21 protein-coding genes and 1 pseudogene are annotated in these 22172 nt (G+C 67.9%); 15 read left to right on the forward strand and 7 right to left on the reverse strand.

Annotated elements, in window-relative coordinates:
• Window positions 1-96: 96 nt before the first annotated feature.
• The 4 genes and pseudogenes from aroB to OG405_RS06260 all read right to left on the reverse strand — a co-directional run bounded on the left by aroB (window position 97) and on the right by OG405_RS06260 (window position 3895).
• Window positions 97-1215 carry a 3-dehydroquinate synthase gene (aroB, locus tag OG405_RS06245; RefSeq protein ID WP_327150672.1) on the reverse strand — a complete coding sequence of 373 codons (1119 nt, stop codon included), beginning with the start codon at window positions 1213-1215 and terminating at the stop codon, window positions 97-99.
• Window positions 1216-1568: 353 nt separating this feature from the next.
• Window positions 1569-2090 (reverse strand): annotated as a pseudogene (locus OG405_RS06250) (shikimate kinase); the annotation flags it as partial.
• Window positions 2090-3307: a chorismate synthase gene (gene aroC / locus OG405_RS06255; RefSeq protein WP_327150673.1), complete on the reverse strand. Its 1218-nt coding sequence runs from the start codon at window positions 3305-3307 to the stop codon at window positions 2090-2092. The gene aroC and the pseudogene OG405_RS06250, both read right to left, overlap by 1 nt.
• A gap of 96 nt (window positions 3308-3403) precedes the next feature.
• Window positions 3404-3895 carry an A24 family peptidase gene (locus OG405_RS06260; RefSeq protein WP_327150674.1) on the reverse strand — a complete coding sequence of 164 codons (492 nt, stop codon included), beginning with the start codon at window positions 3893-3895 and terminating at the stop codon, window positions 3404-3406.
• Window positions 3896-4062: 167 nt separating this feature from the next.
• On the opposite strand from OG405_RS06260, the gene OG405_RS06265 reads away from it, so the two are divergent.
• The 5 genes from OG405_RS06265 (at window position 4063) to OG405_RS06285 (ending at window position 7205) form a co-directional block, all read left to right on the forward strand.
• On the forward strand, window positions 4063-5199 hold the full coding sequence (locus tag OG405_RS06265; protein WP_327150675.1) for a M24 family metallopeptidase: 1137 nt from the start codon (window positions 4063-4065) through the stop codon (window positions 5197-5199).
• Between the two features lie 36 nt (window positions 5200-5235).
• Complete coding sequence (gene efp / locus OG405_RS06270; RefSeq protein ID WP_327150676.1) at window positions 5236-5799, forward strand: elongation factor P; 564 nt, start codon at window positions 5236-5238, stop codon at window positions 5797-5799.
• 1 nt (window position 5800) lies between these two features.
• Window positions 5801-6313 (forward strand): transcription antitermination factor NusB, encoded by a 513-nt coding sequence (gene nusB / locus OG405_RS06275; RefSeq protein WP_327150677.1) that lies wholly within the window; start codon window positions 5801-5803, stop codon window positions 6311-6313.
• A gap of 1 nt (window position 6314) precedes the next feature.
• Entirely contained in the window at window positions 6315-6572 is a 258-nt protein-coding gene (locus OG405_RS06280) for a YciI family protein (protein WP_327150678.1), read from the forward strand.
• A gap of 99 nt (window positions 6573-6671) precedes the next feature.
• Window positions 6672-7205 (forward strand): DUF4334 domain-containing protein, encoded by a 534-nt coding sequence (locus OG405_RS06285; protein WP_327150679.1) that lies wholly within the window; start codon window positions 6672-6674, stop codon window positions 7203-7205.
• Between the two features lie 12 nt (window positions 7206-7217).
• Here OG405_RS06285 and OG405_RS06290 read toward each other — a convergent pair whose 3' ends face one another.
• On the reverse strand, window positions 7218-8192 hold the full coding sequence (locus OG405_RS06290) for a quinone oxidoreductase family protein (RefSeq protein WP_327150680.1): 975 nt from the start codon (window positions 8190-8192) through the stop codon (window positions 7218-7220).
• An 83-nt stretch (window positions 8193-8275) separates the two neighbouring features.
• On the opposite strand from OG405_RS06290, the gene OG405_RS06295 reads away from it, so the two are divergent.
• A complete protein-coding gene (locus tag OG405_RS06295; protein WP_327150681.1) occupies window positions 8276-8842 on the forward strand; it encodes a TetR/AcrR family transcriptional regulator in 567 nt (188 codons plus the stop codon).
• 6 nt (window positions 8843-8848) lie between these two features.
• Here the strand turns inward: OG405_RS06295 and OG405_RS06300 are convergent, their stop codons facing one another.
• Window positions 8849-9469 (reverse strand): alpha-ketoglutarate-dependent dioxygenase AlkB, encoded by a 621-nt coding sequence (locus tag OG405_RS06300; RefSeq protein ID WP_327150682.1) that lies wholly within the window; start codon window positions 9467-9469, stop codon window positions 8849-8851.
• A gap of 189 nt (window positions 9470-9658) precedes the next feature.
• Complete coding sequence (locus OG405_RS06305) at window positions 9659-10270, reverse strand: TetR/AcrR family transcriptional regulator (protein WP_327150683.1); 612 nt, start codon at window positions 10268-10270, stop codon at window positions 9659-9661.
• Window positions 10271-10634: 364 nt separating this feature from the next.
• Here OG405_RS06305 and OG405_RS06310 point away from each other — a divergent pair, with 364 nt between their 5' ends.
• From OG405_RS06310 to pyrF, 9 genes are all read left to right on the forward strand, one after another.
• Complete coding sequence (locus tag OG405_RS06310; RefSeq protein ID WP_327150684.1) at window positions 10635-11513, forward strand: alpha/beta hydrolase; 879 nt, start codon at window positions 10635-10637, stop codon at window positions 11511-11513.
• A 102-nt stretch (window positions 11514-11615) separates the two neighbouring features.
• Window positions 11616-11807: a hypothetical protein gene (locus OG405_RS06315; protein ID WP_327152238.1), complete on the forward strand. Its 192-nt coding sequence runs from the start codon at window positions 11616-11618 to the stop codon at window positions 11805-11807.
• Window positions 11808-11965: 158 nt separating this feature from the next.
• Window positions 11966-12604, forward strand: coding sequence for a bifunctional pyr operon transcriptional regulator/uracil phosphoribosyltransferase PyrR (gene pyrR, locus OG405_RS06320; RefSeq protein WP_327150685.1), 639 nt, complete (start codon window positions 11966-11968; stop codon window positions 12602-12604).
• Window positions 12601-13557: an aspartate carbamoyltransferase catalytic subunit gene (locus tag OG405_RS06325; RefSeq protein ID WP_327150686.1), complete on the forward strand. Its 957-nt coding sequence runs from the start codon at window positions 12601-12603 to the stop codon at window positions 13555-13557. The genes pyrR and OG405_RS06325 overlap by 4 nt, the downstream gene beginning before the upstream one ends.
• 146 nt (window positions 13558-13703) lie before the next feature.
• Window positions 13704-15026, forward strand: a complete 1323-nt coding sequence (locus OG405_RS06330; protein ID WP_327150687.1) for a dihydroorotase — start codon at window positions 13704-13706, stop codon at window positions 15024-15026.
• A complete protein-coding gene (locus OG405_RS06335) occupies window positions 15026-15523 on the forward strand; it encodes a PH-like domain-containing protein (protein WP_327150688.1) in 498 nt (165 codons plus the stop codon). The genes OG405_RS06330 and OG405_RS06335 overlap by 1 nt, the downstream gene beginning before the upstream one ends.
• Window positions 15520-16638: a glutamine-hydrolyzing carbamoyl-phosphate synthase small subunit gene (gene carA / locus OG405_RS06340; RefSeq protein ID WP_327150689.1), complete on the forward strand. Its 1119-nt coding sequence runs from the start codon at window positions 15520-15522 to the stop codon at window positions 16636-16638. The genes OG405_RS06335 and carA overlap by 4 nt, the downstream gene beginning before the upstream one ends.
• Window positions 16638-19994 (forward strand): carbamoyl-phosphate synthase large subunit, encoded by a 3357-nt coding sequence (gene carB, locus OG405_RS06345; protein ID WP_327150690.1) that lies wholly within the window; start codon window positions 16638-16640, stop codon window positions 19992-19994. Before carA ends, carB begins: the two co-directional genes overlap by 1 nt.
• Window positions 19995-20023: 29 nt before the next feature.
• Window positions 20024-20842, forward strand: a complete 819-nt coding sequence (gene pyrF / locus OG405_RS06350) for an orotidine-5'-phosphate decarboxylase (RefSeq protein ID WP_327152239.1) — start codon at window positions 20024-20026, stop codon at window positions 20840-20842.
• Window positions 20843-22172: the final 1330 nt, after the last annotated feature.

Below are 22172 nucleotides of genomic sequence, written 5' to 3' on the forward strand. Positions count from 1 at the left end.
GTAGAGGGGAACTCGGCCGCACCACAGGTTTCGAGGTCCGCGATCGTAGTAGCGATCGCGGACCTCTGTTCTCGCCTCACGGTAGGGCCTCCCGCCTCAGAGCAGGATCGCACTGCCTCCACTTGATCCGGCGCGCGCGACCGCCGAGTACGCGGCGGCGAGCAAGGCCGGGTCGGGGCCTTCCAATCGGCCCGGTTTGGCGAGTCCGTCCAACACCACGAAACGCAGCACACCGGAACGGGTCTTCTTATCGGTCTGCATGCTTTCCAGCAGCTGTGGAAGCGCATCCGGATCGTAGGTGGTGGGCAGACCGACACTCTCCAGGACGCTGCGGTGCCGGTCGGCGGTGGCATCGTCGAGACGGCCGGCCAGCCGGCCCAGTTCGGCCGCGAAGACCAGACCCACCGACACCGCCGCGCCGTGCCGCCAGCGGTAGCGCTCCCGGCGTTCGATCGCGTGGCCCAGCGTATGGCCGTAGTTGAGAATCTCGCGCAGCGCGGACTCCTTGAGATCGGCTGCGACCACCTCCGCTTTGACCGCCACTGCCCGGCGGATCAGTTCCGGCAGCACCTCGCCGGTCGGATCCAATGCGGCCTGCGGGTCGCGTTCGACCAGATCGAGAATCACCGGGTCGGCGATGAAACCGGCCTTGATGATCTCCGCCATTCCCGCGACGATCTCGTTGCGCGGCACGGTTTCCAGGGTCACCAGATCGACGAGCACCGCGGAGGGTTCGTGGAAGCATCCGACGAGGTTCTTACCGGCCTCGGTATTGATCCCGGTCTTACCGCCGACAGCGGCGTCCACCATGGCCAGCAGTGTGGTGGGGACGTGCACGATCTTCACGCCCCGCATCCAGGTCGCGGCCACGAATCCGGCGAGGTCGGTGGCCGCCCCTCCGCCGAGGCTGACCACCACATCGTTGCGGGTCAGGCCGATACGGCCCAGCACCTCCCAGCAGAAACCGGCAACCGCGAGTTCCTTGCCGGCTTCGGCGTCCGGGATCTCGACGCGGTGGGCGTCGAGGCCCGCCTCGGCCAGCGTGGCCCGCACGACCTCAGCGGTCTCGACCAGCGAAGGTTGATGGAACAGGGCGACAGTCCGTACGCCGCCCGAACCGGTTATCACCTCGACGAGGTCTCCGAGCAAACCGCGGCCGATGATCACCGGATAGGGCTGGGCGGTGCGGACCTCGATACGCGTCGGTTCTGTCACGTGTGCTGCTCCGATCCTGTCTGTGGCTGCTCGCCCTGGTCTCGTTGCTGTCGGCGGGCGCGGGCCCGTCTGGCGCGCGCCCGCCGGGATCGCCCGGGTGTGCGCATACCGCTCTCGGTGGACCGGTCGTCCTGAGTGGCGGGTTGCGTGCTGTTCTCACCCGTTGCGGTCGTGCTCTGTTCCGCGGCGGCTCCTCCTGCGGAAGTGCCGGCGGACGTGGCGCTTTGTGCCGCGGCCCGGCGTGCCCGGGCCCGGGCACGCCGGCGGGCGCGAGATCTGCTGGTGCGCTGGCCGGTGGATCCCTCGGTGCCCTCCATGACCGGGGTATCGGCGGTGACCCGAACCGATTCCAGCGAGAGTTTGCCGAGAATCGACCGGACCACGCGGCCCGGACTGCGGCCGTCGGTGCGTACGCGCACCGACGTCACTTCACGATAGAGGGGCCGGCGGGTCCGCATCAGTTCGCGGTATCTGGCGCCCGGGTCGGCCCCGCCCAGCAGCGGCCGGTCGGTACCGGCACCCGTGCGGCGCAGCCCTTCGGCGATGCTGATCTCCAGGTACACCACGGTCCGGTCGCGGAGCAGGGCGCGGGTGCGTTCGGACAGCACCGCGCCGCCGCCGAGAGAGACGACACCACTTCGGGTCTCGAGCGCCTCCCCGACCACTTCTTCTTCGATGCGACGGAATTCGGTCTCACCACCGGTTGCGAAGATCTCCGGGATGGTACGACCGGCCACCTCCTCGATCCCGGCATCGGTGTCGTAGAGCTCTACGCCGAGCTCCCGGGCCAGCTTGCGACCGATCGTGGTCTTGCCTGCTCCGGGCGGGCCGATCAGCACCACCAGTGGGCTGTGCGGATCGGTCTGCTCGGTCATTACGCCGGGTCGGCGACGGTATCGCCCGGGTTCAGATGCGGGCGGCCGCTGATCCGCTTCACGTAGCCGTCGAGGTTGCTCACGGTCTCGGCGAGCGAATCGCCGCCGAATTTCTCCAGTGCGGCCTGCGCCACCACCAGTGCGACCATCGATTCGGCGACCACCCCGGCGGCCGGGACCGCGCACACATCGGAGCGCTGGTGGATCGCTACGGCTTCCTCGCCGGTGGACATATCGACTGTGGCCAACGCGCGTGGAACCGTGGAGATGGGCTTCATCGCCGCCCGCACCCGCAGCGGCTCCCCGTTGGTCATCCCGCCTTCGAGACCACCGGCGCGGTTGGAGGATCGCAGGACGCCGTCGCTGCCGGGGCGCATCTCGTCGTGAGCCCGGCTGCCGCGTCGCCGCGCCGTCTCGAAGCCGTCGCCGACCTCGACGCCCTTGATGGCCTGGATCCCCATGAGCGCTGCCGCGAGCCGCGAGTCCAACCGGTTCTCGCCACTGGTGAACGAGCCCAGTCCGATCGGGAGCCCGGTGACGACCACCTCGACCACACCGCCCAGGGTGTCGCCGTCCTTCTTGGCCGCCTCTATCTCGGCGATCATGGCCGCCTCGGCATCGGAGTCGAAAGCCCGGACCGGACTGTTGTCGATCGCCGCCAGATCGGCACCGGTGGGCACCACGCCGGTCGTATTGGCGGCCGTACCGATGGACACCACATGGGAGACGACCTCCACGCCGAGAGCCTCGCGGAGGAATGCGCGCGCCACGGTGCCGGCCGCGACCCGGGCCGCGGTCTCGCGGGCACTCGCGCGTTCCAGAACCGGGCGAGCATCGTCGAAACCGTATTTGAGCATGCCCGAGTAGTCGGCGTGACCGGGGCGGGGGCGGGTGAGCGGAGCATTGCGGGCCAGTTCGGCCAGTTCGGCCTCGTCGACCGGATCGGCGGACATCACCGTGGTCCATTTGGGCCATTCGGAATTGGCGATCTCGATGGCGACGGGCCCACCCATGGTGCGGCCGTGGCGGACGCCGCCGATCACGGTGACCTTGTCGGCCTCGAACTTCATCCGGGCGCCGCGACCGTAGCCCAGCCGTCGGCGCGCCAGCTGTGCGGAGATCTCCTCCGAGGTCACCTCGACACCGGCGACCATTCCTTCGAGGATGGCGACGAGAGCGGGTCCGTGGGATTCTCCAGCAGTTATCCAGCGCAGCACGCCGACTATCTTCCCATGTCGGCGCGACGGACGGGGGACGCGGTCGGGCGTGCTCATCGGCCCGGGACGCCCGCTGTGCCCGGGATTGCCACGTGGTCACCACAGCGCGAGCCCCAGAAGTGTCGCGGCACACATCGACAGACCGTGCGGGATCGTCGGCTCGGGTGGCCCCGGCCCCCGTGCCCGCGAGTCGGCGGTACGCCGAGAGCTCCCGTGTATGCAGCGCCCCGCCCGGTGCCCGAGTAGTGCGCCGACGCCGGCGGCGACGGTCAGCAACGGTGCCGCGAGCGCCGACCATACCCAGGCCTGAACGCCACCCAGTCCCGCGGCCGCGCCCAGCCCCAGCGCCAGCTTCACATCGCCGGCGCCCAACGCCGCCGGGCGCACCAGGTGGATCACCAGATACGGCGCCGCCAGCAGCGCTGCACCACGACCGGCGGCGAGGAAGTGCCCGGTAGATGCCGCATAGGCGAGCACTGCGGCGGCACCGGTGAGAGTGAGTGAGTTGGGCAGCCGCCGGGAGCGGATATCGCTGATGCTCAGTGCCGCACACCAAGCGGTGAAGGCGAGGAAACAGATGGTCGTCACCTCTCCACGATCGCGAGCGCCCGGTCCTTCCGGGGTCGTCGAAGGCAATATGTGGACAACCGGGGCTAACGCGCCGGGATGTGAACAGCCGCTGCTCCGGATCTCCGCCGGGGCCCGTCGGCCGGACAGCGCGTGTGCCCGGGCCGGGTCGGCGGTACTTTTGTCCCATGTCTGCTGATGCCGGCCGTGGCCTGCGGGTCCGGCCCGATTTCGCTGCCCGGCGCGGTGCGCTGCGCAATCTGCTGGTGGAGAACGAGATCGACGGCCTACTGGTCACCGATCTGGTCAACATCCGCTACCTCACCGGGTTCACCGGCTCGAACGCCGCGTTGCTGGTGCACTCGTGGGACACCGCAGGTGCCGAGGATCGCACGGTGATCTCGACCGATGGCCGCTACGACACCCAGGTCGCCGAACAGGTGCCCGATCTGCGGGCCGCGATCGCCCGCGCGGTCACGCGCCGGGTGGTGGAACTGGCGGGGGAGTGGCAGTTCGGACGGCTGGGTTACGAGAGTCATATCGTCACCGTCGACCAGCATCGAGCGCTGCTCGAACTCGGTTCGGGCCTGGAGTTCGTGGCTACCCCGGGGCTGATCGAGCAACTGCGCATGGTCAAGGACGAGTACGAGGTAGACCGATTGCGCAGTGCGTGCGCGGTCGGGGACGGGGCGCTGGCCGCATTACTGGAGGCCGGAGCGCTGCGGCCGGGACGGACCGAGCGTCAGGTCGCCCGGGATCTGGAATGGGCAATGTTCGAGCGCGGCGCCGCCGGGGTCGCGTTCGAGACCATCGTCGCCGCCGGTGCCAATTCGGCCGTTCCGCATCACCGGCCCACCGAGGCAGAGTTGGCCATCGGTGATTTCGTCAAGATCGACTTCGGTGCCGTCGTGGACGGCTACCACTCCGATATGACCCGGACCTTCGTACTCGGTGAACCCATGCAGTGGCAGCGTGAGGTGTACGACCTGGTATACGCCGCGCAGCGGGCCGGTCGCGAAGCGCTGCGGCCCGGGGTGCCCTGCGCCGATGTGGACGCCGCCGCCCGTGCGGTCATCGCCGCCGCCGGTCACGGCCCCCTGTTCGTGCACGGCCTGGGGCACGGGGTGGGGCTGCGCATCCACGAAGCACCCGGAATCGCCAAAACGGGCACGGGTACACTCCTGACTGGCGTGGCGGTGACCGTCGAACCAGGTGTGTACTTTCCCGGCCGCGGCGGGGTCCGGATCGAGGACACGCTCGTGGTGCGCGAAGGGGGCCCGGAATTGCTCACCAACACCAGCAAAGACCTGATCGTCGTCGGATGACGACGGTCGCCCGAGAACCGAGGAGACCCGAACACAGTGGCGGACACCAGCGACTTCAAGAACGGCCTCGTGCTGAAGATCGACGGTAATCTCCAGCAGATCGTCGAATTCCAGCACGTGAAGCCGGGTAAGGGTCCCGCGTTCGTGCGGACGAAGCTGAAGAACGTGCTGTCGGGTAAGACCGTCGACAAGACTTTCAACGCCGGTGTGAAGGTGGAGACCGCCACCGTCGACCGCCGGGATATGACCTACCTCTACCACGACGGCTCCGATTACGTCTTCATGGACGGCGAGACCTTCGACCAGATCGCCATCGCGGAGAGTGTCATCGGTGAGCAGGCCCGCTTCCTGCTGGAGAACATGACCGTGCAGGTCGCCACCCACGAGGGTGCGCCGCTGTATGTGGAGCTGCCGGTCACCGCCGAGCTGGCGGTCACCCACACCGATATCGGTTTGCAGGGTGACCGCTCCACCGGCGGCACCAAGCCCGCGACCCTGGAGACCGGTGCCGAGGTCCAGGTCCCGCTGTTCATCAACACCGGCGATAAACTCCGCATCGATACCCGCGACGGCGGGTACCTGGGCCGCGTCAACTCCTGACGTGGCAGACCAGCCCGCGGACAAGAAATCCGCCTACAAGAAGCTCGGCGCTCGCCACAAGGCGCGCCGCCGGGCGGTGGACCTGCTCTTCGAGGCCGAGGCCCGCGATGTCGATCCCGCGGACCTTGCCGACGAGCGGATCGAGCTCGCCGCCCGCGACCAGGGCGTGGCTCCGGTACACACCTACACCCGCACTCTGGTGGACGGTATCGCCGAGGAACTCGACCGGGTCGACGGGACGATCGAGTCCTATCTGCACGATTGGACACTGCCCCGGTTGCCCGCGGTCGATCGCGCCATCCTGCGGGTCGCGGTATGGGAACTGCTGTACGCCCCCGACGTTCCGCCGATCGTCGCGGTGGACGAGGCGGTGGAGCTGGCCAAGGAGTTGTCCACCGATGATTCCCCGGGGTTCGTGAACGGGGTGCTGGGTCAGGTCGTGCAGGTGGCCCCGCAGATCCGCGCAGCCGCAGCGGCCGCCGGTCGGCCCGCCGAAACCGATCCGGGGGACTGAGATGCGTAAGTATTTGGTGCTGGCGATCCGCACCCCGGCCTACGATCAGGCGGTGGTCGAACCGCATCGCCGCTTCCTCGCCGAGTTGCGCGCCCGGGACATGCTGCAGGAATCCGGTCCGTTCACCGACGGAAGCGGCGGCGCCTATCTGGTGCTGGCCGATTCGCTGGAGGCCGCCGAGACGGTGGTGTACACCGATCCGCTGCACACCACCGGTTCCTCGAAGATCACGGTCCACGAATGGGAGATCACCGGCTGAGCCGGTCTCGATCTCCGGAACTCCTCGCATACCGCGCTCGAATGAGAGGACGATAGGCTATCTATCGCAGTATCCCCTGATTTCGAGGAGTGCGGACGAATGACCGAGAACACGGGCGTCGCCCTACCCGAGGGTGGGTGCACCGCCGCGGAGGCCTGGGAAATCTTCGACCGGCTGCCGGCCGCGCCGGTGGCGGAGGTGACCACCGGGCGCTGGCGCGGGGAGGAACTGCTCACCGGTCATCCGATGGACGGCGTGCTGTCCGAATCCGGTTGGTACGGCAAACAGTTCGATGCCCCGGACCAGGTGCATCCGCTGCTGTTCACCGACGCGCGGGGCACGGTGTTCGCGGTGGATCCGCGCCGGGTCCCGCTGTCGCTGGCCGGAAAGATCCCGGCGCACTGGTTACGTCCGGTCCGCAGCAATTTGCGGGCGCTCGCTCCGCTGCTGCGAACCCGCAAGGCAACGGCGCGGTTGCGCGATATCGAGTATCGCGGAGTGGTGAGCGCTGCCATGGTCTACGACCATCTGCCGATCATCGACCATTTCCGCCGCCTCGACGAGGACACCCTGCTCGGTGTCATGGATATGCGCGGGCTGGCCGAGCCGTATTTTTTCGTCCTGAAGCGCTGATCGCGCCGCTGATCACTGCTGTGTGTGGTCGGGCCGCAGGATGATTTTGCCCAGTGGTACCCGGGATTCCACCCGCTCGTGTGCCTCGGCGGCCCGGGCGAGCGGCAGGATCGCCTCCACCGGCGGCGCCAGCGTCGGTATCCGGTCGAGTATCGCGTCGCGTGCCCGGCCCACCCGTGCGTGGAAGGCCGGGCCCGCGCATCCGGTCAGCGTGAGCCCGCGTGGGATCAGGTCCGCTGCCGAGACTCGGGCTGGCTCTCCGGAGAGCCAGCCGTAGCTGAGCATTCGCCCGGATCCGGGGGTCATGACGTCGAGCAGCGCGTATGCCGAGGCACCGCCGAGGGAGTCGAAGACGATATCGACAGCACCGTCCGGGCCGGTTTTCAATTCCCCGGACCAGTGCTCCGGGCGGTGGTCGACCACCTCGTCGGCGCCCAGTTCCATCGCGTGTCGAGCCTTGTCCGGGCCGCCTGTCGTGGCGATCACCCGCGCGGCGCCGAATTCCCGGGCCAGCTGGACCAGATAGCTGCCCACCCCGGTGGCGCCCGCCTCGATCAGGACTGTCTCGGTGCCGGTCAGTGCCGCGGCTTCCAGCAACGCCAGCGCGACCGAACCGCTCATCGCGACTGCTGCCGCGTCGGCGGCCGATACGTCCGCCGGTATCGGTGTCGTCGATTCCGCTCGCACGCAGACCGATTCGGCATACGCACCCACCCCGGCGGTGTCGGCCACCACTCGGCGGCCCAGGTATTCGGCGCCCACGCCTTCGCCCACAGCGATCACTTCCCCGGCGGCTTGGAAGCCGAACACCACCGGTGGTGGCGAGGCCATCGGGAAGGCGCCGGATCGCAACTGGGTCTCGGGATAGAGGACAGGGATCGCTTCCACTCGGATCAGCACTTCACCCGCGCCCGGTCGGGGCGCCGGGACCTCTCGCGGGACCAGTACCTCGGGTCCGCCGATACCCGTCATTACGATTGCCTGCATTGGTACTCCATAAGTTGACTGCTGGTCCATTTACCTTTCTCAAGATATGGACCGGCGGTCAAGTTGTCAACGAAAGTGGTGTGATGGCTCCGAAAGAACGTGCGGACGCCGCGCGCAACCGGCGCGCCATCCTGGATGCGACCGCGGCGCTGCTTGCCGAGCACGGCGCCGACGCCGTCACGATGGACCGCGTCGCCGCGGCGGCGGGAGTGGGAAAGGGGACGATCTTCCATCGCTTCGGGAGCCGGGCCGGTCTCCTGCACGAACTGGTGGCCGAGAGTGCGGTCGCCTTGATGACGGCTGTTGCAGAGGGTCCGCCGCCGTTGGGACCCGGTGCGCCGGCTGCGGACCGGTTACCCGCCTTCTTCGCCGCCATGGCTCGACTGGTGATCGACAACCTGGCGCTGATGGAGGTCTACCGATCGGTTCCACCGCACCCACGCACCGGGGAATTCCACATTTTCTGGCGTGCGCACATCACCGCACTGCTCCGTGAAGCGCGCCCCGATCTCGACGCGGAGACGGTCGGCCGCCTACTGCTCGACAGTCTGGCCGGTCGGACCGTTCCCGATATGGTCCGATCGGGATCGACCGAACGGTTGCTGGCGGCGGTCGATCAGCAGGTGCGTGCGGTGCTGAACGCACCGTAGCTCTGCTCAGCGCACATTGCGCGGCCGGAACTGGATGCTGATCCGCGGGCCGGTCGCCCGGCGGCTCTTGGGCACGGCGTGCTCCCAGGTGCGCTGGCAGGATCCACCCATGACGAAGAGATCACCGTGGCCCGGGTGAAAGCGCAAGCTCGGCCCGCCGGTCCGGGGCCGCAGCAGGAGCGGACGTGGCGCACCCAGCGTGAGAATGGCGACCACAGTATCGTGCGTGGCGCCGCGTCCGATGGTGTCGCCGTGCCAGGCCACGCTGTCGCGGCCGTCGCGGTAGTAGCAGAGCCCTGCGGTGCGCAACGGCTCGCCGAGTTCAGGTCCGTAGTGCTCGCTGAGGGATTCGCGGGCCTCGGCCAGGACCGGGTCGGGTAGCGGTTCGGCTTCGCCGTAGAAGCAGAGCAAGCGCGGAACATCGACGATCCGGTCGTACATGGGTCGCCTCTCGGCATGCCAAGGGACGGTCGCGGCCAGCCGGTCGAACAGATCATCGGCGCCGCGCAGCCAGCCCGGGCGGAGATCGACCCAGGCGCCGTGTTCGAGGCGGGTGCGTTCGACGCCGGTGAGTGGGGCGAGTCCTGCCTCACCGAATCCGTCGAACAGTGATCCCTGCAAGGCCATGCCGTCAGACTACCGCGAATTCGAACGTATGTTCCCATCGGGGCGATGGGATGCCGGTCGGAGAGTGGACCCACCCGGCCTGGGCGGCTCGCCCGGTTCTCGCCGATGCGAAGTCCGCGGATCCCGCCGTTCCGGGGCCGCGCTGTCTCCGGACGGATGAACCGAGTATGTGGTCCCTCTACCCCCGCTTCAGCGGCCTTCGGTAACCGGTTCGCTGGCGGGGATCGCGCGTTCCACTGCGATTCGGACCAGTTCGTCGGCGCGGGCCTCGGTGAAAACCCCGGGCAGGGTGAGCCGTTCGAGGGTGAGCCAGTTCAGGGCGAGGAACAGTAGGAGGACGGTGTTCTCGTCGCCCGGCATCTCGTTCTCCAGATGATTGTGGATATTGAAGTCGAGGTCGGCACGTACCCGCTCGGTGAGCAGGGTCTGGAGTTCGGGTCGCCGGGTGGCTTCCAGCCGGAGTTCGAGGAGGGCGAGATATCCGGTGCGGAAGTGGGTGACGCGACCGACGACCTCGGTCATCAACGCGGCGACGGTCTCGCGGGTGCGCGGTCCGTGCAGTTTCGCCATGGTCGTTTCGTCGGGAATCAATCGCTCGTAGTACCGGTGGCCGGTCTGGACGAGTAGGTCGTCGCGATTGGTGAAGTAGTTGGAGGCGGTCCCGGCGGGAACCTCGGCCTCCCGGTCCACTGCGCGGAAGGTCAATCCGCGGGCTCCTTCGCGCGCCAGAACCTCGATCGATGCATCCAGTAATGCCTGCCGGCGTTCAGGATTCGTGCGGACCACTTGACACCACTCCATCTGTAGTACTACGGTTCAAACCACTTCGGACAGAGTACTACATCTGATGTGGTGAGGGTATGGAAGTCGATTCGCCACCCCGTCGAAGGCCCGGCCTCCGCCGGTTTCACGAAAGGCATACCGATATGCGAAAGAAGCACGGCACCTTCCCGATTCGGAACAACCGGCAGCGATTCACGGATTATCCCGTGCCGCCGCGGTCGACTGCCACCGCCAAGAACGGATGGCCTCGGCACGTCCGGCGCGGCGCCCGGTAGCGACCGCCCGGAAAGGTTCCGCTTTCCGGCGACCGGAGGCCGATGACCCGCACCGGAAGCGGAACCGCCGCTGCCCACAGATCTACAGAAGAGGAAACGTTCGACTCATGCGTGATGTAAAGATCTGGAGTGAAGAGTTCGGCGCCGTCGCGGATACGCCGATCCTGTTGATCATGGGGTCGATGTCGCAGGGCATCCTGTGGCCGGACGAGTTCATCGGCCGCCTCGTGGTCGGCGGCCGCCGGGTGATCCGGTACGACCACCGGGACACCGGGCTGTCGGGCACCGTCGATTTCGCGGTAGAGCCGTACACCTGGGAGGCCGTCAAGAACGACGTGTACCGCGTACTGGATGCCCACGGTCTGGAGAGTGCGCACCTGGTGGGACATTCGGCCGGCGGACTGCTCGCCCAATTCGTCGCGGTGGAGCGGCCGGAACGGGTGCGCTCGCTGACCGTCGTCGGTTCTTCGCCGCTCGGCGGCGGGGAAGGTCGAGTGCTCATGCGTGCCCTGACAGGTCAGCCGCAGCCCGCCGGGAGTCTGCCCGAGCCGGCGCCGGAGTTCCTATCCTTCTATCGTGCGCTGATGGCCGCCCCGCCACCGGAGGACCGCCGTGCCCGGATCGACGGCATGATCGCCGAACAGCGCGTACTACACGGCACCGGGCTGCCGTTCGACGAGGAAGCCGCGCGCCGCTTACAAGAGCGGATCCATGACCGGGCCCGGGACTTGTCGGCGGTCGCCAACCACCGGCTGGCGGCTGCCGCTGATCCGGACTTCGAGCCGGTGGAAGTGTTGCACCGGGTACAAGCGCCCACGCTTGTCGTCGAGGGCAGCCACGAGCTTGTCAAGCCGGGCCACGGCGCGCTCATCGCCGAGCGCATTGCAGGTGCACGGCTGACGATCGTGGCGGGTATGGGACATACGCTGCCGCCGGAGGTCCACGAGGAACTGGCCGCCGCCGTCCTCGCGCATACGGCCGAATGATGTCCGGGCCGGGTCGGATTCCGCGCTACCGCGGTACCTGCGCCGAACTCCGACTGGGCGCGGACGCTGGCGGCGCGCGGGTTCCGTTCCGGACTTCCCGCGCTGTGGGTGGACGAAGGGGTGCTCGACTATCTCCCCAGGGCGGATGCGCACGCGGTGACGGCGGTCGTGACGGAGTTGTCGGCGCCGGGCAGCCGATTCGGAATCGGCCGGTTCCAGGTCGATGCTGCGGCGCAGCGATATCGAGCGCTTCGCGAGTTGGTGTCCGGGGATACCGATCACCACGTCCGGTAACGGCGCTCACACCCCCGGCGATCGGGGCGGCCGGTGGCGGGCCTCACATCCGAACCCTGGTCCCCACCTGGTGAAAGAGCCCTTTCGGCGGCTGATACGCTGCTCGGCGTAAGACATCCTTTAACGGACCGTCCAGTGAGGCGGGGAAGGAGGTCGGTATGGCCGTGCCCGAAGAACGGACACCTGGTGCTGCCGAGGCAACGCCACCCCCCGAGCGGCATACGCCGGAATGGGTGGGGGCAGGGCGCGAACTGCTGTCCGCCTCCGATGTCGGCCGCACGATCGCGCGGATCGCGCACCAGATCATCGAACGGACCGCTCTCGATTCGGGTGACCTCGGTACGCCACGGGTGGTTCTGATCGGTATCCCGACCCGCGGCACCACCCTCGCACATCGCCTAACCGACAAGATCGAGGAATTCTCCGGGGTCCGGCCCGCCCTCGGTTCGCTCGACATCACGCTCTATCGCGACGATCTGCGCAGCAAACCGCACCGTCCGCTGGAACGCACCTCGGTGCCGGAAGGCGGGATCGAGGACGCTCTGGTCGTGCTCGTCGACGATGTGCTCTTCTCCGGCCGCACCGTGCGCTCTGCCCTCGACGCCTTGCGGGACCTGGGCCGCCCGCGCACGGTCCAGCTCGCGGTGCTCGTCGATCGAGGTCACCGCGAACTGCCGATCCGCGCCGATTTCGTCGGTAAGAACGTGCCCACCGCGCGGACCGAGGACGTTTCGGTTCTGCTGACCGAACACGACAGTCGCGACGGTGTTTTCCTGCACCAAGGGGAGGGACAGTGAGACATCTGCTGACCGTGACCGATCTGGATCACGACACTGCCACCGGGCTGCTCGACGAGGCCGAACGTTTCGAACAGGCATTGCTGGGCCGTGAGGTGCACAAACTACCCACGCTGCGCGGCCGCACCGTAATGACCGTTTTCTTCGAGAACTCCACCCGCACCCGGGTCTCCTTCGAAGTCGCGGGCAAATGGATGAGTGCCGATGTGATCAATGTGAGCGCGAGCAGCTCTTCGGTCGCCAAGGGGGAATCGCTGCGCGATACCGCGCTCACGCTGCACGCCGCCGGGGCCGACGCGCTCATCGTGCGCCATCCCGCCTCGGGGGCGCCCCATCAGATCACCCGCTGGTTCGAGGACTGGTCGAGGCGCTCGGGTAGTGCGGTGCCCGCGGTGATCAACGCCGGTGACGGCACACATCAGCACCCCACCCAGGCATTGCTGGACGCGTTGACGCTACGGCAGCGGCTGGGCGATATCGCCGGGAAGCGGGTGGTGATCGTCGGGGATATCCTGCACAGCCGGGTGGCCCGGTCCAACGCCTTCCTGCTGTCCACGCTCGGCGCGGAGGTAGTGCTCGTGGCACCGCGGACGCTGTTGCCGGTGGGTGTCGAGGACTGGCCGGTGCGGGTCTCGGTAAATCTGGATTCCGAACTGCCCGGCGCAGACGCGGTACTCATGCTGCGGGTCCAGGCGGAACGGATGAACGGCGGATTCTTCCCGTCGGCCCGCGAGTACTCGATCCACTACGGCCTCTCGGAACGACGGCTGGCGCTGCTCGACGAGCATGCGGTGGTACTGCACCCGGGCCCGATGCTGCGCGGTATGGAGATCGCGTCCGCGGTGGCCGATTCACCCCGGGCCGCGGTATTGCAACAGGTGACGAACGGAGTCCATATGCGGATGGCGGTGCTGTTCCGCCTCCTGGTCGGAGTGCAGGAGGCCGCGGCGTGAGCGAGTCGGGCCCGGAGGCGGCAGCGGAGCGTAACCGCGGAGGGCCTTCGCGCACGCCCGGGCAACACAGCGTGAGCGAGTCGGGCCCGGAGGCGGCAGCGGAGCGTAACCGCGGAGGGTCCTCGCGCACGCCCGGACAACACAGCGTGAGCGATACCGTGCTGATCACCGGGGTGCGTCCCTACGGGGAGGGCGACCCGGTCGATGTGCTGATCGCCGGTGGTGTGATCCGGCAGATCGGGACCGGCCTGCAGGCCGACGACGCCGAGCTCGTCGACGGCACCGGGCAGGTACTGCTGCCCGGATTCGTGGATCTGCACACCCACCTGCGGGAACCCGGCCGCGAGGACACCGAGACCATCGAGTCCGGATCCGCCGCCGCCGCGCTCGGCGGTTACACCGCGGTCTTCGCGATGGCCAATACCTCACCGGTCGCCGATACCCACGTGGTCACCGATCACGTGTGGCGGCGCGGCCAGGAGGTCGGTCTGGTCGACGTGTACCCGGTGGGCGCGGTGACCGTGGGGCTGGCCGGCGCGCAGCTCGCCGAGATGGGCACCATGGCCACCGGCGCCGGTGCGGTGCGGATGTTCTCCGACGACGGCCACTGCGTGCACGACCCGCTGATCATGCGGCGCGCGCTGGAGTACGCCCGCTCGCTGGGTGTGCTCATCGCGCAGCACGCCGAGGAGCCCCGGTTGACCGCCGGCGCGGTCGCGCACGAGGGGCCGGTCGCGGCCCGGCTGGGTCTGGCGGGCTGGCCCCGGGCCGCGGAGGAATCCATCGTGGCCCGTGATGCGCTGCTGGCAAGGGACGCGGGCGCCCGGGTCCACATCTGCCACGCTTCCACAGCCGGAACCGTGGAATTGGTGAAATGGGCCAAAGCGCAAGGTATTTCGATCACGGCCGAGGTCACACCGCATCATCTGCTGTTGACGGACGCCCGCCTCGAAACCTATGACGCGGTCAACAAGGTGAACCCGCCGTTGCGCGAGGGTTCCGATACACAGGCGCTGCGGCGGGCACTGGCCGAGGGGACCGTGGACTGTGTCGCCACCGATCACGCACCGCACGCCGAACAGGACAAATGCTGCGAATTCGCCGCGGCCAGGCCCGGAATGCTGGGGCTGGAGACCGCGCTGTCGGTCGTGGTGGAAACCATGGTGCGGCCCGGCCTGCTGGATTGGCGCGGAGTGGCGCGGGTGATGAGCGAACGACCGGCCGAAATCGTCGGGCTCGACGACCACGGCCGCCCGATCGCCGCGGGCGAACCGGCCAACCTGGTGCTGGTCGACCCGGAAGCCACCTGGACGGTCGAGGGGTACGAACTCGCGAGTATCGCGAGCAACACCCCGTACCAGGCGATGACATTGCCGGGGCGGGTCACCACCACATTGCTGCGCGGCCGGATCACCGCCCGCGACGGTGTCGCTGCCGCACCCGCCGGCGTAAGAGTGGGAGAGCGCTGATGGAACGAACACTGTGGGTTGTCGGCTGCGTTCTGCTCTGGGCGCTGTTCGTCTACCTGATGTACCGGGGCTGGCGCAATCGCGGGACCCGGCAAGCCGAACGCATCGGCGAACTGCCGCCGGTGCCGGATGAGACCGGGGCACAGGTCCTGGAACCGACCAGCGGCCTCTACCTCGGCAGCACGATCGCCCCGAGCTGGCAGGACCGGATCGCGGTCGGGGATCTGGGTTTCCGCGCCACCGCGGAGCTCACCCGCTTCGAACACGGGATCCTGCTGGAACGACAGGGCGCGTCCGCGATCTGGATACCGGAGGAGTCCATCTCCGTGATCCGGACCGAACGCGGGCACGCGGGCAAGGTGATGAGCGAGGGCGGCGTGCTGGTGATCCGCTGGACGCTGCCGACCGGGACCGAGATCGACACCGGGTTCCGCGGCGACGACAAAACGGTGTATCCGGCCTGGGCTCGGGCAACGACGGGAGACGACGAGAAATGACGACGACAACGGCCGCAGCCCTGGTTCTGGAAGACGGACGGGTTTTCCGCGGTGCCGCCTACGGCGCGGTGGGCCAGACCCTCGGCGAAGCGGTGTTCTGCACCGCCATGACCGGGTATCAGGAAACTCTCACCGATCCGAGCTATCACCGGCAGATCGTGGTGGCCACAGCCCCGCAGATCGGTAATACCGGCTGGAACGACGAGGACGACGAATCGCAGCGGATCTGGGTCGCCGGGTACGCGGTCCGCGATCCCGCGCGCCGCGCCTCGAACTGGCGGGCCACCGGCACCCTGCCGGGCCGGTTGGAACAGCAGAACATCGTCGGGATCGCCGGGATCGACACCCGCGCGGTGGTCCGGCATCTGCGCAGCCGCGGTTCGATGAAGGCCGGGATCTTCTCCGGCGCGGCACTCGCGGAAACCGAGGAGCTGGTCGGGCGGGTGACCGGTCAGCAGTCCATGCTGGGCGCCGATCTCGCCGGCGAGGTGAGTACCGAGCAGGTGTACACGATCGACCCCGCGGGCACTCCGCGATTCACGGTGGTCGCGGTCGATCTCGGTATCAAATCCAACACCCCGCGAATGTTTGCCGAGCGCGGTATGCGAGTGCACGTGGTGCCGTCGTCGGCGAGCCTGGACCAGATCCTGGAACTGAAACCCGACGGCGCGTTCCTGTCCAACGGCCCGGGCGACCCGGCCACCGCCGACGGTGCCGTCGCGCTGACCCAGGGTCTGCTGGACAAGGGACTGCCGCTCTTCGGTATCTGCTTCGGCAACCAGATCCTGGGCCGGGCGCTGGGCCGCGGTACCTACAAGATGAAATTCGGGCACCGGGGCATCAATATCCCGGTGATCGAACACGAAACCGGCCGCATCTCCATCACCGCGCAGAACCACGGGTTCGCGCTGGAAGGGGAGAAGGGCGAGCAGTTCGACACCCCGTTCGGCAAAGCCGAAGTCAGCCATGTCTGCGCCAACGACGGCGTCGTGGAGGGGGTGCGCCTGATCGACGGCCGCGCCTTCTCCGTGCAATACCACCCGGAAGCGGCCGCCGGTCCCCATGACGCCGCGTACTTGTTCGACCGGTTCGCCGGTCTGATGAAGGGAGCCTGATGCCACGCCGCACCGACCTCGAACATATCCTGGTCATCGGTTCGGGCCCGATCGTCATCGGTCAGGCGTGCGAGTTCGACTACTCGGGCACTCAAGCCTGCCGGGTGCTGCGGTCGGAGGGCCTGCGGGTCTCGCTGGTCAACTCCAACCCGGCGACCATCATGACCGATCCGGAGTTCGCCGATTCCACCTATGTGGAGCCGATCACCCCGGAATTCGTCGAAAAGGTCATCGAGAGGGAACGACCCGACGCGCTGCTGGCCACCCTGGGTGGGCAGACCGCGCTCAACACCGCTGTCGCCCTGCACGAGCGCGGAGTGCTGGAGAAGTACGGGGTCGAGCTGATCGGCGCCGATTTCGAGGCGATCCAGCGCGGCGAGGACAGGCAGAAGTTCAAGGACATCGTGGCGAGCGTCGGCGGCGAGAGCGCCCGCTCCCGGGTCTGCTACACCATGGACGAAGTCCGCGATACCGTGAACGAACTGGGCTTCCCGGTCGTGGTGCGGCCTTCGTTCACCATGGGTGGGCTCGGATCCGGGATGGCCTACGACGATACGGATCTGGACCGGATCGCCGGCGGCGGCCTGGCCGCCTCGCCCACCGCGAACGTGCTGATCGAGGAGTCCATTCTCGGCTGGAAGGAATACGAACTCGAGCTGATGCGCGACGGCCGCGACAATGTCGTGATCGTCTGTTCGATCGAGAACGTGGACCCGATGGGCGTGCACACCGGCGATTCCATGACCGTCGCGCCCGCGCTCACCCTCACCGACCGCGAATACCAGAAGATGCGCGATCTCGGTATCGCGATCCTGCGCGAGGTCGGCGTAGACACCGGCGGCTGCAATATCCAGTTCGCGGTGGACCCCACCGACGGCCGGCTCGTCGTCATCGAGATGAATCCCCGTGTCTCGCGGTCCTCTGCGCTGGCATCGAAGGCCACCGGGTTCCCGATCGCCAAGATCGCGGCCAAACTGGCCATCGGTTACACCCTCGACGAGATCGTCAACGACATCACCAAGGAAACACCGGCCTGTTTCGAACCCACCCTCGACTATGTCGTGGTGAAGGCCCCGCGGTTCGCGTTCGAGAAGTTCCCGGGCGCCGATCCCACCCTGACCACCACCATGAAATCGGTGGGCGAGGCCATGTCGCTGGGCCGTAATTTCGCCGAGGCCCTCGGCAAGGTGCTGCGGTCGCTGGAAACCAAGGCCGCCGGTTTCTGGACCGCCGTGGACGGGAAGTGGGCCCCGGCCTCTGCCGACCGGGCCGATATCGACGCCGCGATCGCGGAGATCCTCGAAGATCTGCGGACCCCCACCGAGGGGCGTATCTACCAGGTGGAACGGGCCCTGCGGTTCGGGGCGAGTATCGAAGACGTCGCCGCCGCGTCCGGGATCGATCCGTGGTTCGTCGCCGAAGTCGCCGGACTGGTCGAATTGCGGGCCGAACTACTGGAAACCCCCGTCCTGGACGAAGTGCTGCTACGCCGGGCGAAGTACCACGGGCTGTCGGATCGTCAGATCGCCGCGCTACGGCCGGAACTGGCCGGGGAGAGCGGCGTACGGTCGCTGCGACACCGTCTCGGGGTGCGGCCGGTGTTCAAAACCGTCGATACCTGTGCCGCCGAATTCGAGGCCAAGACCCCGTACCACTATTCGGCCTACGAACTCGATCCCGCGGCCGAATCCGAGGTCGCCCCGCAACCCGATCGCGACAAGGTGATCATTCTGGGTTCGGGCCCCAACCGCATCGGCCAGGGCATCGAATTCGACTACTCGTGTGTGCACGCCGCGCAGACACTGTCGGCCGCCGGCTACGAGACGGTCATGGTGAACTGCAATCCGGAAACGGTATCCACCGACTACGACACCGCCGACCGCCTCTACTTCGAACCCCTCACCTTCGAAGACGTGCTCGAGGTCTACCACGCCGAATCCGAATCCGGCACGGTCGCCGGGGTGATCGTGCAGTTGGGCGGCCAGACTCCGCTCGGGCTCGCGGAGCGACTCACCGCTGCCGGGGTCCCGGTGGTCGGCACCAGTGCCGCCGCCATCGACCTCGCCGAGGACCGCGGCGAATTCGGTGACGTCCTGGTCGCCGCCGGGTTGCCCGCACCCAAGTACGGCACCGCCACCACCTTCGAACAAGCCCGCAAGATCGCGGCCGAGATCGGTTACCCGGTGCTGGTGCGCCCGTCCTACGTGCTGGGTGGACGCGGCATGGAGATCGTCTACGACGAACAGTCCCTCGAGGGTTACATCTCCCGCGCCACCGAACTCAGCCCCGAACACCCGGTGCTGGTGGACCGGTTCCTGGAAGACGCCATCGAAATCGATGTCGACGCGCTCTGCGACGGTGACGAGGTATTCCTCGGCGGTGTCATGGAACATATCGAGGAAGCCGGTATCCACTCCGGCGACTCGGCGTGCGCGCTGCCGCCGATCACCCTGGGCCGCAGCGATATCGAGGCGGTGCGCCGCTCCACCATCGCACTGGCCAAGGGGATCGGTGTCAAGGGTCTGCTGAATGTGCAGTACGCGCTCAAAGACGATGTCCTCTACGTCCTCGAGGCCAACCCGCGCGCCAGCCGCACCGTGCCGTTCGTTTCCAAGGCCACCGCCGTACCCCTGGCCAAGGCAGCCGCCCGGATCATGCTCGGGACCACCATCGCCGAACTGCGCAAGGAGGGCATGCTGCCCGAGGGCGACGGCGGGCACGTCCCGCTGGACGCGCCGGTGGCGGTCAAGGAAGCGGTACTGCCCTTCCACCGCTTCCGCAGCGCCGACGGCAGCCAGGTGGATTCGCTGCTCTCGCCGGAGATGAAATCCACCGGTGAGGTCATGGGAATCGACGCCGACTTCGGCACCGCGTTCGCCAAGAGCCAGTCCGCGGCCTATGGTTCGCTACCCACCGAGGGCACCGTCTTCGTCTCCATCGCCAACCGCGACAAACGCGCCATGGTGTTCCCGGTGAAACGCCTGCACGACCTCGGGTTCCGCATCCTGGCCACCGCCGGCACCGCGGAAATGCTGCGCCGCAACGGAATCCCCTGCGAACAGGTGCGCAAACATTCCGACCCGGTCTCCTCGTCCGGCGGCAACACACCCCCGCAGCCGTCCATCGTGGACCAGATCCGCGACGGCGAAGTCGATATGGTCTTCAACACGCCCTACGGCAACTCGGGTCCCCGCGTAGACGGCTACGAGATCCGCAGCGCGGCGGTCGGGGTGAACATTCCCTGCATCACCACGGTCCAGGGCGCTGCGGCGGCCGTCCAGGGCATCGAGGCCAGTATCAACGGCGGTCTCGGCGTGCGGTCCCTGCAGGAGCTGCATTCGGCGCTGCGCGGCTGAGGGCACCGGAGATGACGAGGACACCGGAGATGGCGACCTTCGGCGAGCGGCTCGCCGCAGCCACGAGCACCCACGGGCCGATCTGCGTCGGGATCGACCCACACCCAGCCCTGCTCGACGCCTGGAGCCTGTCCGACGATGCCGACGGGCTCGAGGCGTTCGCCGAAATATGCGTCGAAGCCTTCGACGGCACGGTGGCCGTGGTCAAACCTCAGGTCGCCTTCTTCGAGGCCCACGGGTCGGCGGGGATCGGGGTGCTCGAACGCACCATCGAGGTGCTGCGCGCCTCCGGCACGCTGGTCCTCGCCGACGCCAAACGCGGCGATATCGGCTCCACCATGGACGCCTACGCCCGCACCTGGCTCGCCGACGGCCCGCTGGCCGCGGACGCGGTCACCGTCTCGCCCTACCTGGGCTTCGGTGCCCTCCGCCCCGCCCTCGAACTGGCCCACGCCAACCACCGCGGTGTCTTCGTCCTGGCCGCCACCTCCAACCCGGAAGCCGCCCAGATCCAGCAGGCGACGGTCGGCGGGCGCAGCATCGCGCAGAGCGTGGTCGACGACGCAGCCCAACTCAACCCCGCCGGACAACCGGGTTCGGTGGGCGTGGTGGTCGGTGCCACCCTCACCGAGACCCCGGACCTCACCATGCTCAACGGCCCGATCCTGCTGCCGGGAGTCGGGGCGCAAGGCGGTACCGGGGACAAGGTCCGCACACTGCTTCCGGAACCGCTGTGGCGGGCAGCGCTACCGAATGTCTCCCGGGACGTGCTCCGGGCCGGCCCCTCGGTCACGGCTCTGCGCAGCCGGTTGGCGGAGTTCCAGGAGGAGTTCGCTTTTCTGCGCTGATCGCACCGGATCGGGAAGGCTACGAAGGTAACTCGGCCCACATGATTGCTGAAGTCGCTCGAGCAGGTCTTGGCTGTGTTCCTCGAGAACGAGCCGGCCTGCGTTCGCAGACATCGGGGCTCGTACGTGTGAGAGGGCCGGGGGCCGGTCCGCTCGCTGACAAAAGGGTGGGCCTGCTCATGGAGGTCGGCCGGGTTTGCGTGCGAATGTGAGAGAAGTGAGTGCTGGTGAGAGTGAGGGGTGGGGCGCCCCCTGATCGTGAGGCGGCGGGAGGCTCCCGACGGTGCGAGCGCGGCGCAACCCTGACGGCGAGGGGTGGGGGCCCTCACCGCAACCACCGACCTCATCGGTGAGATCCCCTACGTCGAGCTCACCGTCGAGGCTGCCTCGGGTCCGCGCCGGAGTCGGTAAACAGACCATCTACGTGGCCGTCCAAGCCTGGTTGTGGGGTGAGTGGGGTCGCCGGTGCGGGCCGAGTGTGGTTTTGTCGGTGAGGGGTGGGGTGCGAGCCTGCTGGGGCGTGGGCGTGTCGGGTGGTTTGTGAGCCTGCCGACAAGCGGGAGAATGTGGGCTTGTTCGTGAAGGTGCTGTGTTTTTGGCGCCGCCTGCGGCGGCGCGGGGGTTGAGGCCCTGAGGTCTCGCCGTTCAGGCCTCGAGGCTCGCGCCTGCGGCGCATGCGCTTCGAGGCCTGAACGGCGAGACGGCCTCAACTCTTCGGGGTGTCTCGTAGAACTCGACTCATGGGGTTGCGTCGGCGTTCGAGGTCTTTCTCGGTATGCGGAGAGTTCGTCTGTGCAGACCCGGCGTGAGGACTGGGATGTGGTCGGATCGATGCGGGTGTTGTTGTCCGTCGGCGACTTCGTGCATCTTGCGTGGGTCACTGGTGATTTCCATCCGGGATCGCCGCAACATGCTGAACCGGGGCCCTCACGTCACTGCTCGCGTCAGCGGCCCCAGCCGCTTATCGACCACGCACGGTTCACAACCGTTGCGCCGGGACCCTCGGTTCCCGTATGCCAGGTGGACTTCGCAAGCATCCGTCGCGTCTACGAACAGGCCCGCCCCTCGGCGCCGAGTTCTACGAGGCGCACAAAGGTCGAAGCCCGGCCCGCTGCAGGCGGCGCCGAAAACACAGCAAGTCCACCTCTCGCGCCGGCGGGTGCCACCGCACGCTTCGGCGAGTGAGCTCGCTTCCCGCCTGGCTGGTCTCGAATCAACCTCCCTCGGACTCTCGTACCTCCGACGCCTGGCCCCTGTACGCTGTAAATATCCGGACGATACGGGCGCTTTCGAAGCGTTCTTCCGGCCCTCGGCGAACCCGGATCCGGCC

The sequence above is a fragment of the Nocardia sp. NBC_01329 genome, from assembly GCF_035956715.1.
GTDB lineage: Bacteria > Actinomycetota > Actinomycetes > Mycobacteriales > Mycobacteriaceae > Nocardia.

Excerpts from the sequence above, each read along its gene's own strand:
- OG405_RS06280 (WP_327150678.1), top strand. The coding sequence starts at position 6,315 with ATGCGTAAGTATTTGGTGCTGGCGATCCGCACCCCGGCCTACGATCAG.
- OG405_RS06265 (WP_327150675.1), top strand. The coding sequence starts at position 4,063 with ATGTCTGCTGATGCCGGCCGTGGCCTGCGGGTCCGGCCCGATTTCGCT.
- OG405_RS06335 (WP_327150688.1), top strand. The coding sequence starts at position 15,026 with ATGGAACGAACACTGTGGGTTGTCGGCTGCGTTCTGCTCTGGGCGCTG.
- pyrR (WP_327150685.1), top strand. The coding sequence starts at position 11,966 with ATGGCCGTGCCCGAAGAACGGACACCTGGTGCTGCCGAGGCAACGCCA.
- OG405_RS06310 (WP_327150684.1), top strand. The coding sequence starts at position 10,635 with ATGCGTGATGTAAAGATCTGGAGTGAAGAGTTCGGCGCCGTCGCGGAT.
- OG405_RS06300 (WP_327150682.1), bottom strand. The coding sequence starts at position 9,469 with ATGGCCTTGCAGGGATCACTGTTCGACGGATTCGGTGAGGCAGGACTC.
- carA (WP_327150689.1), top strand. The coding sequence starts at position 15,520 with ATGACGACGACAACGGCCGCAGCCCTGGTTCTGGAAGACGGACGGGTT.
- OG405_RS06285 (WP_327150679.1), top strand. The coding sequence starts at position 6,672 with ATGACCGAGAACACGGGCGTCGCCCTACCCGAGGGTGGGTGCACCGCC.
- OG405_RS06295 (WP_327150681.1), top strand. The coding sequence starts at position 8,276 with ATGGCTCCGAAAGAACGTGCGGACGCCGCGCGCAACCGGCGCGCCATC.
- OG405_RS06305 (WP_327150683.1), bottom strand. The coding sequence starts at position 10,270 with ATGGAGTGGTGTCAAGTGGTCCGCACGAATCCTGAACGCCGGCAGGCA.
- carB (WP_327150690.1), top strand. The coding sequence starts at position 16,638 with ATGCCACGCCGCACCGACCTCGAACATATCCTGGTCATCGGTTCGGGC.
- OG405_RS06290 (WP_327150680.1), bottom strand. The coding sequence starts at position 8,192 with ATGCAGGCAATCGTAATGACGGGTATCGGCGGACCCGAGGTACTGGTC.
- pyrF (WP_327152239.1), top strand. The coding sequence starts at position 20,024 with ATGGCGACCTTCGGCGAGCGGCTCGCCGCAGCCACGAGCACCCACGGG.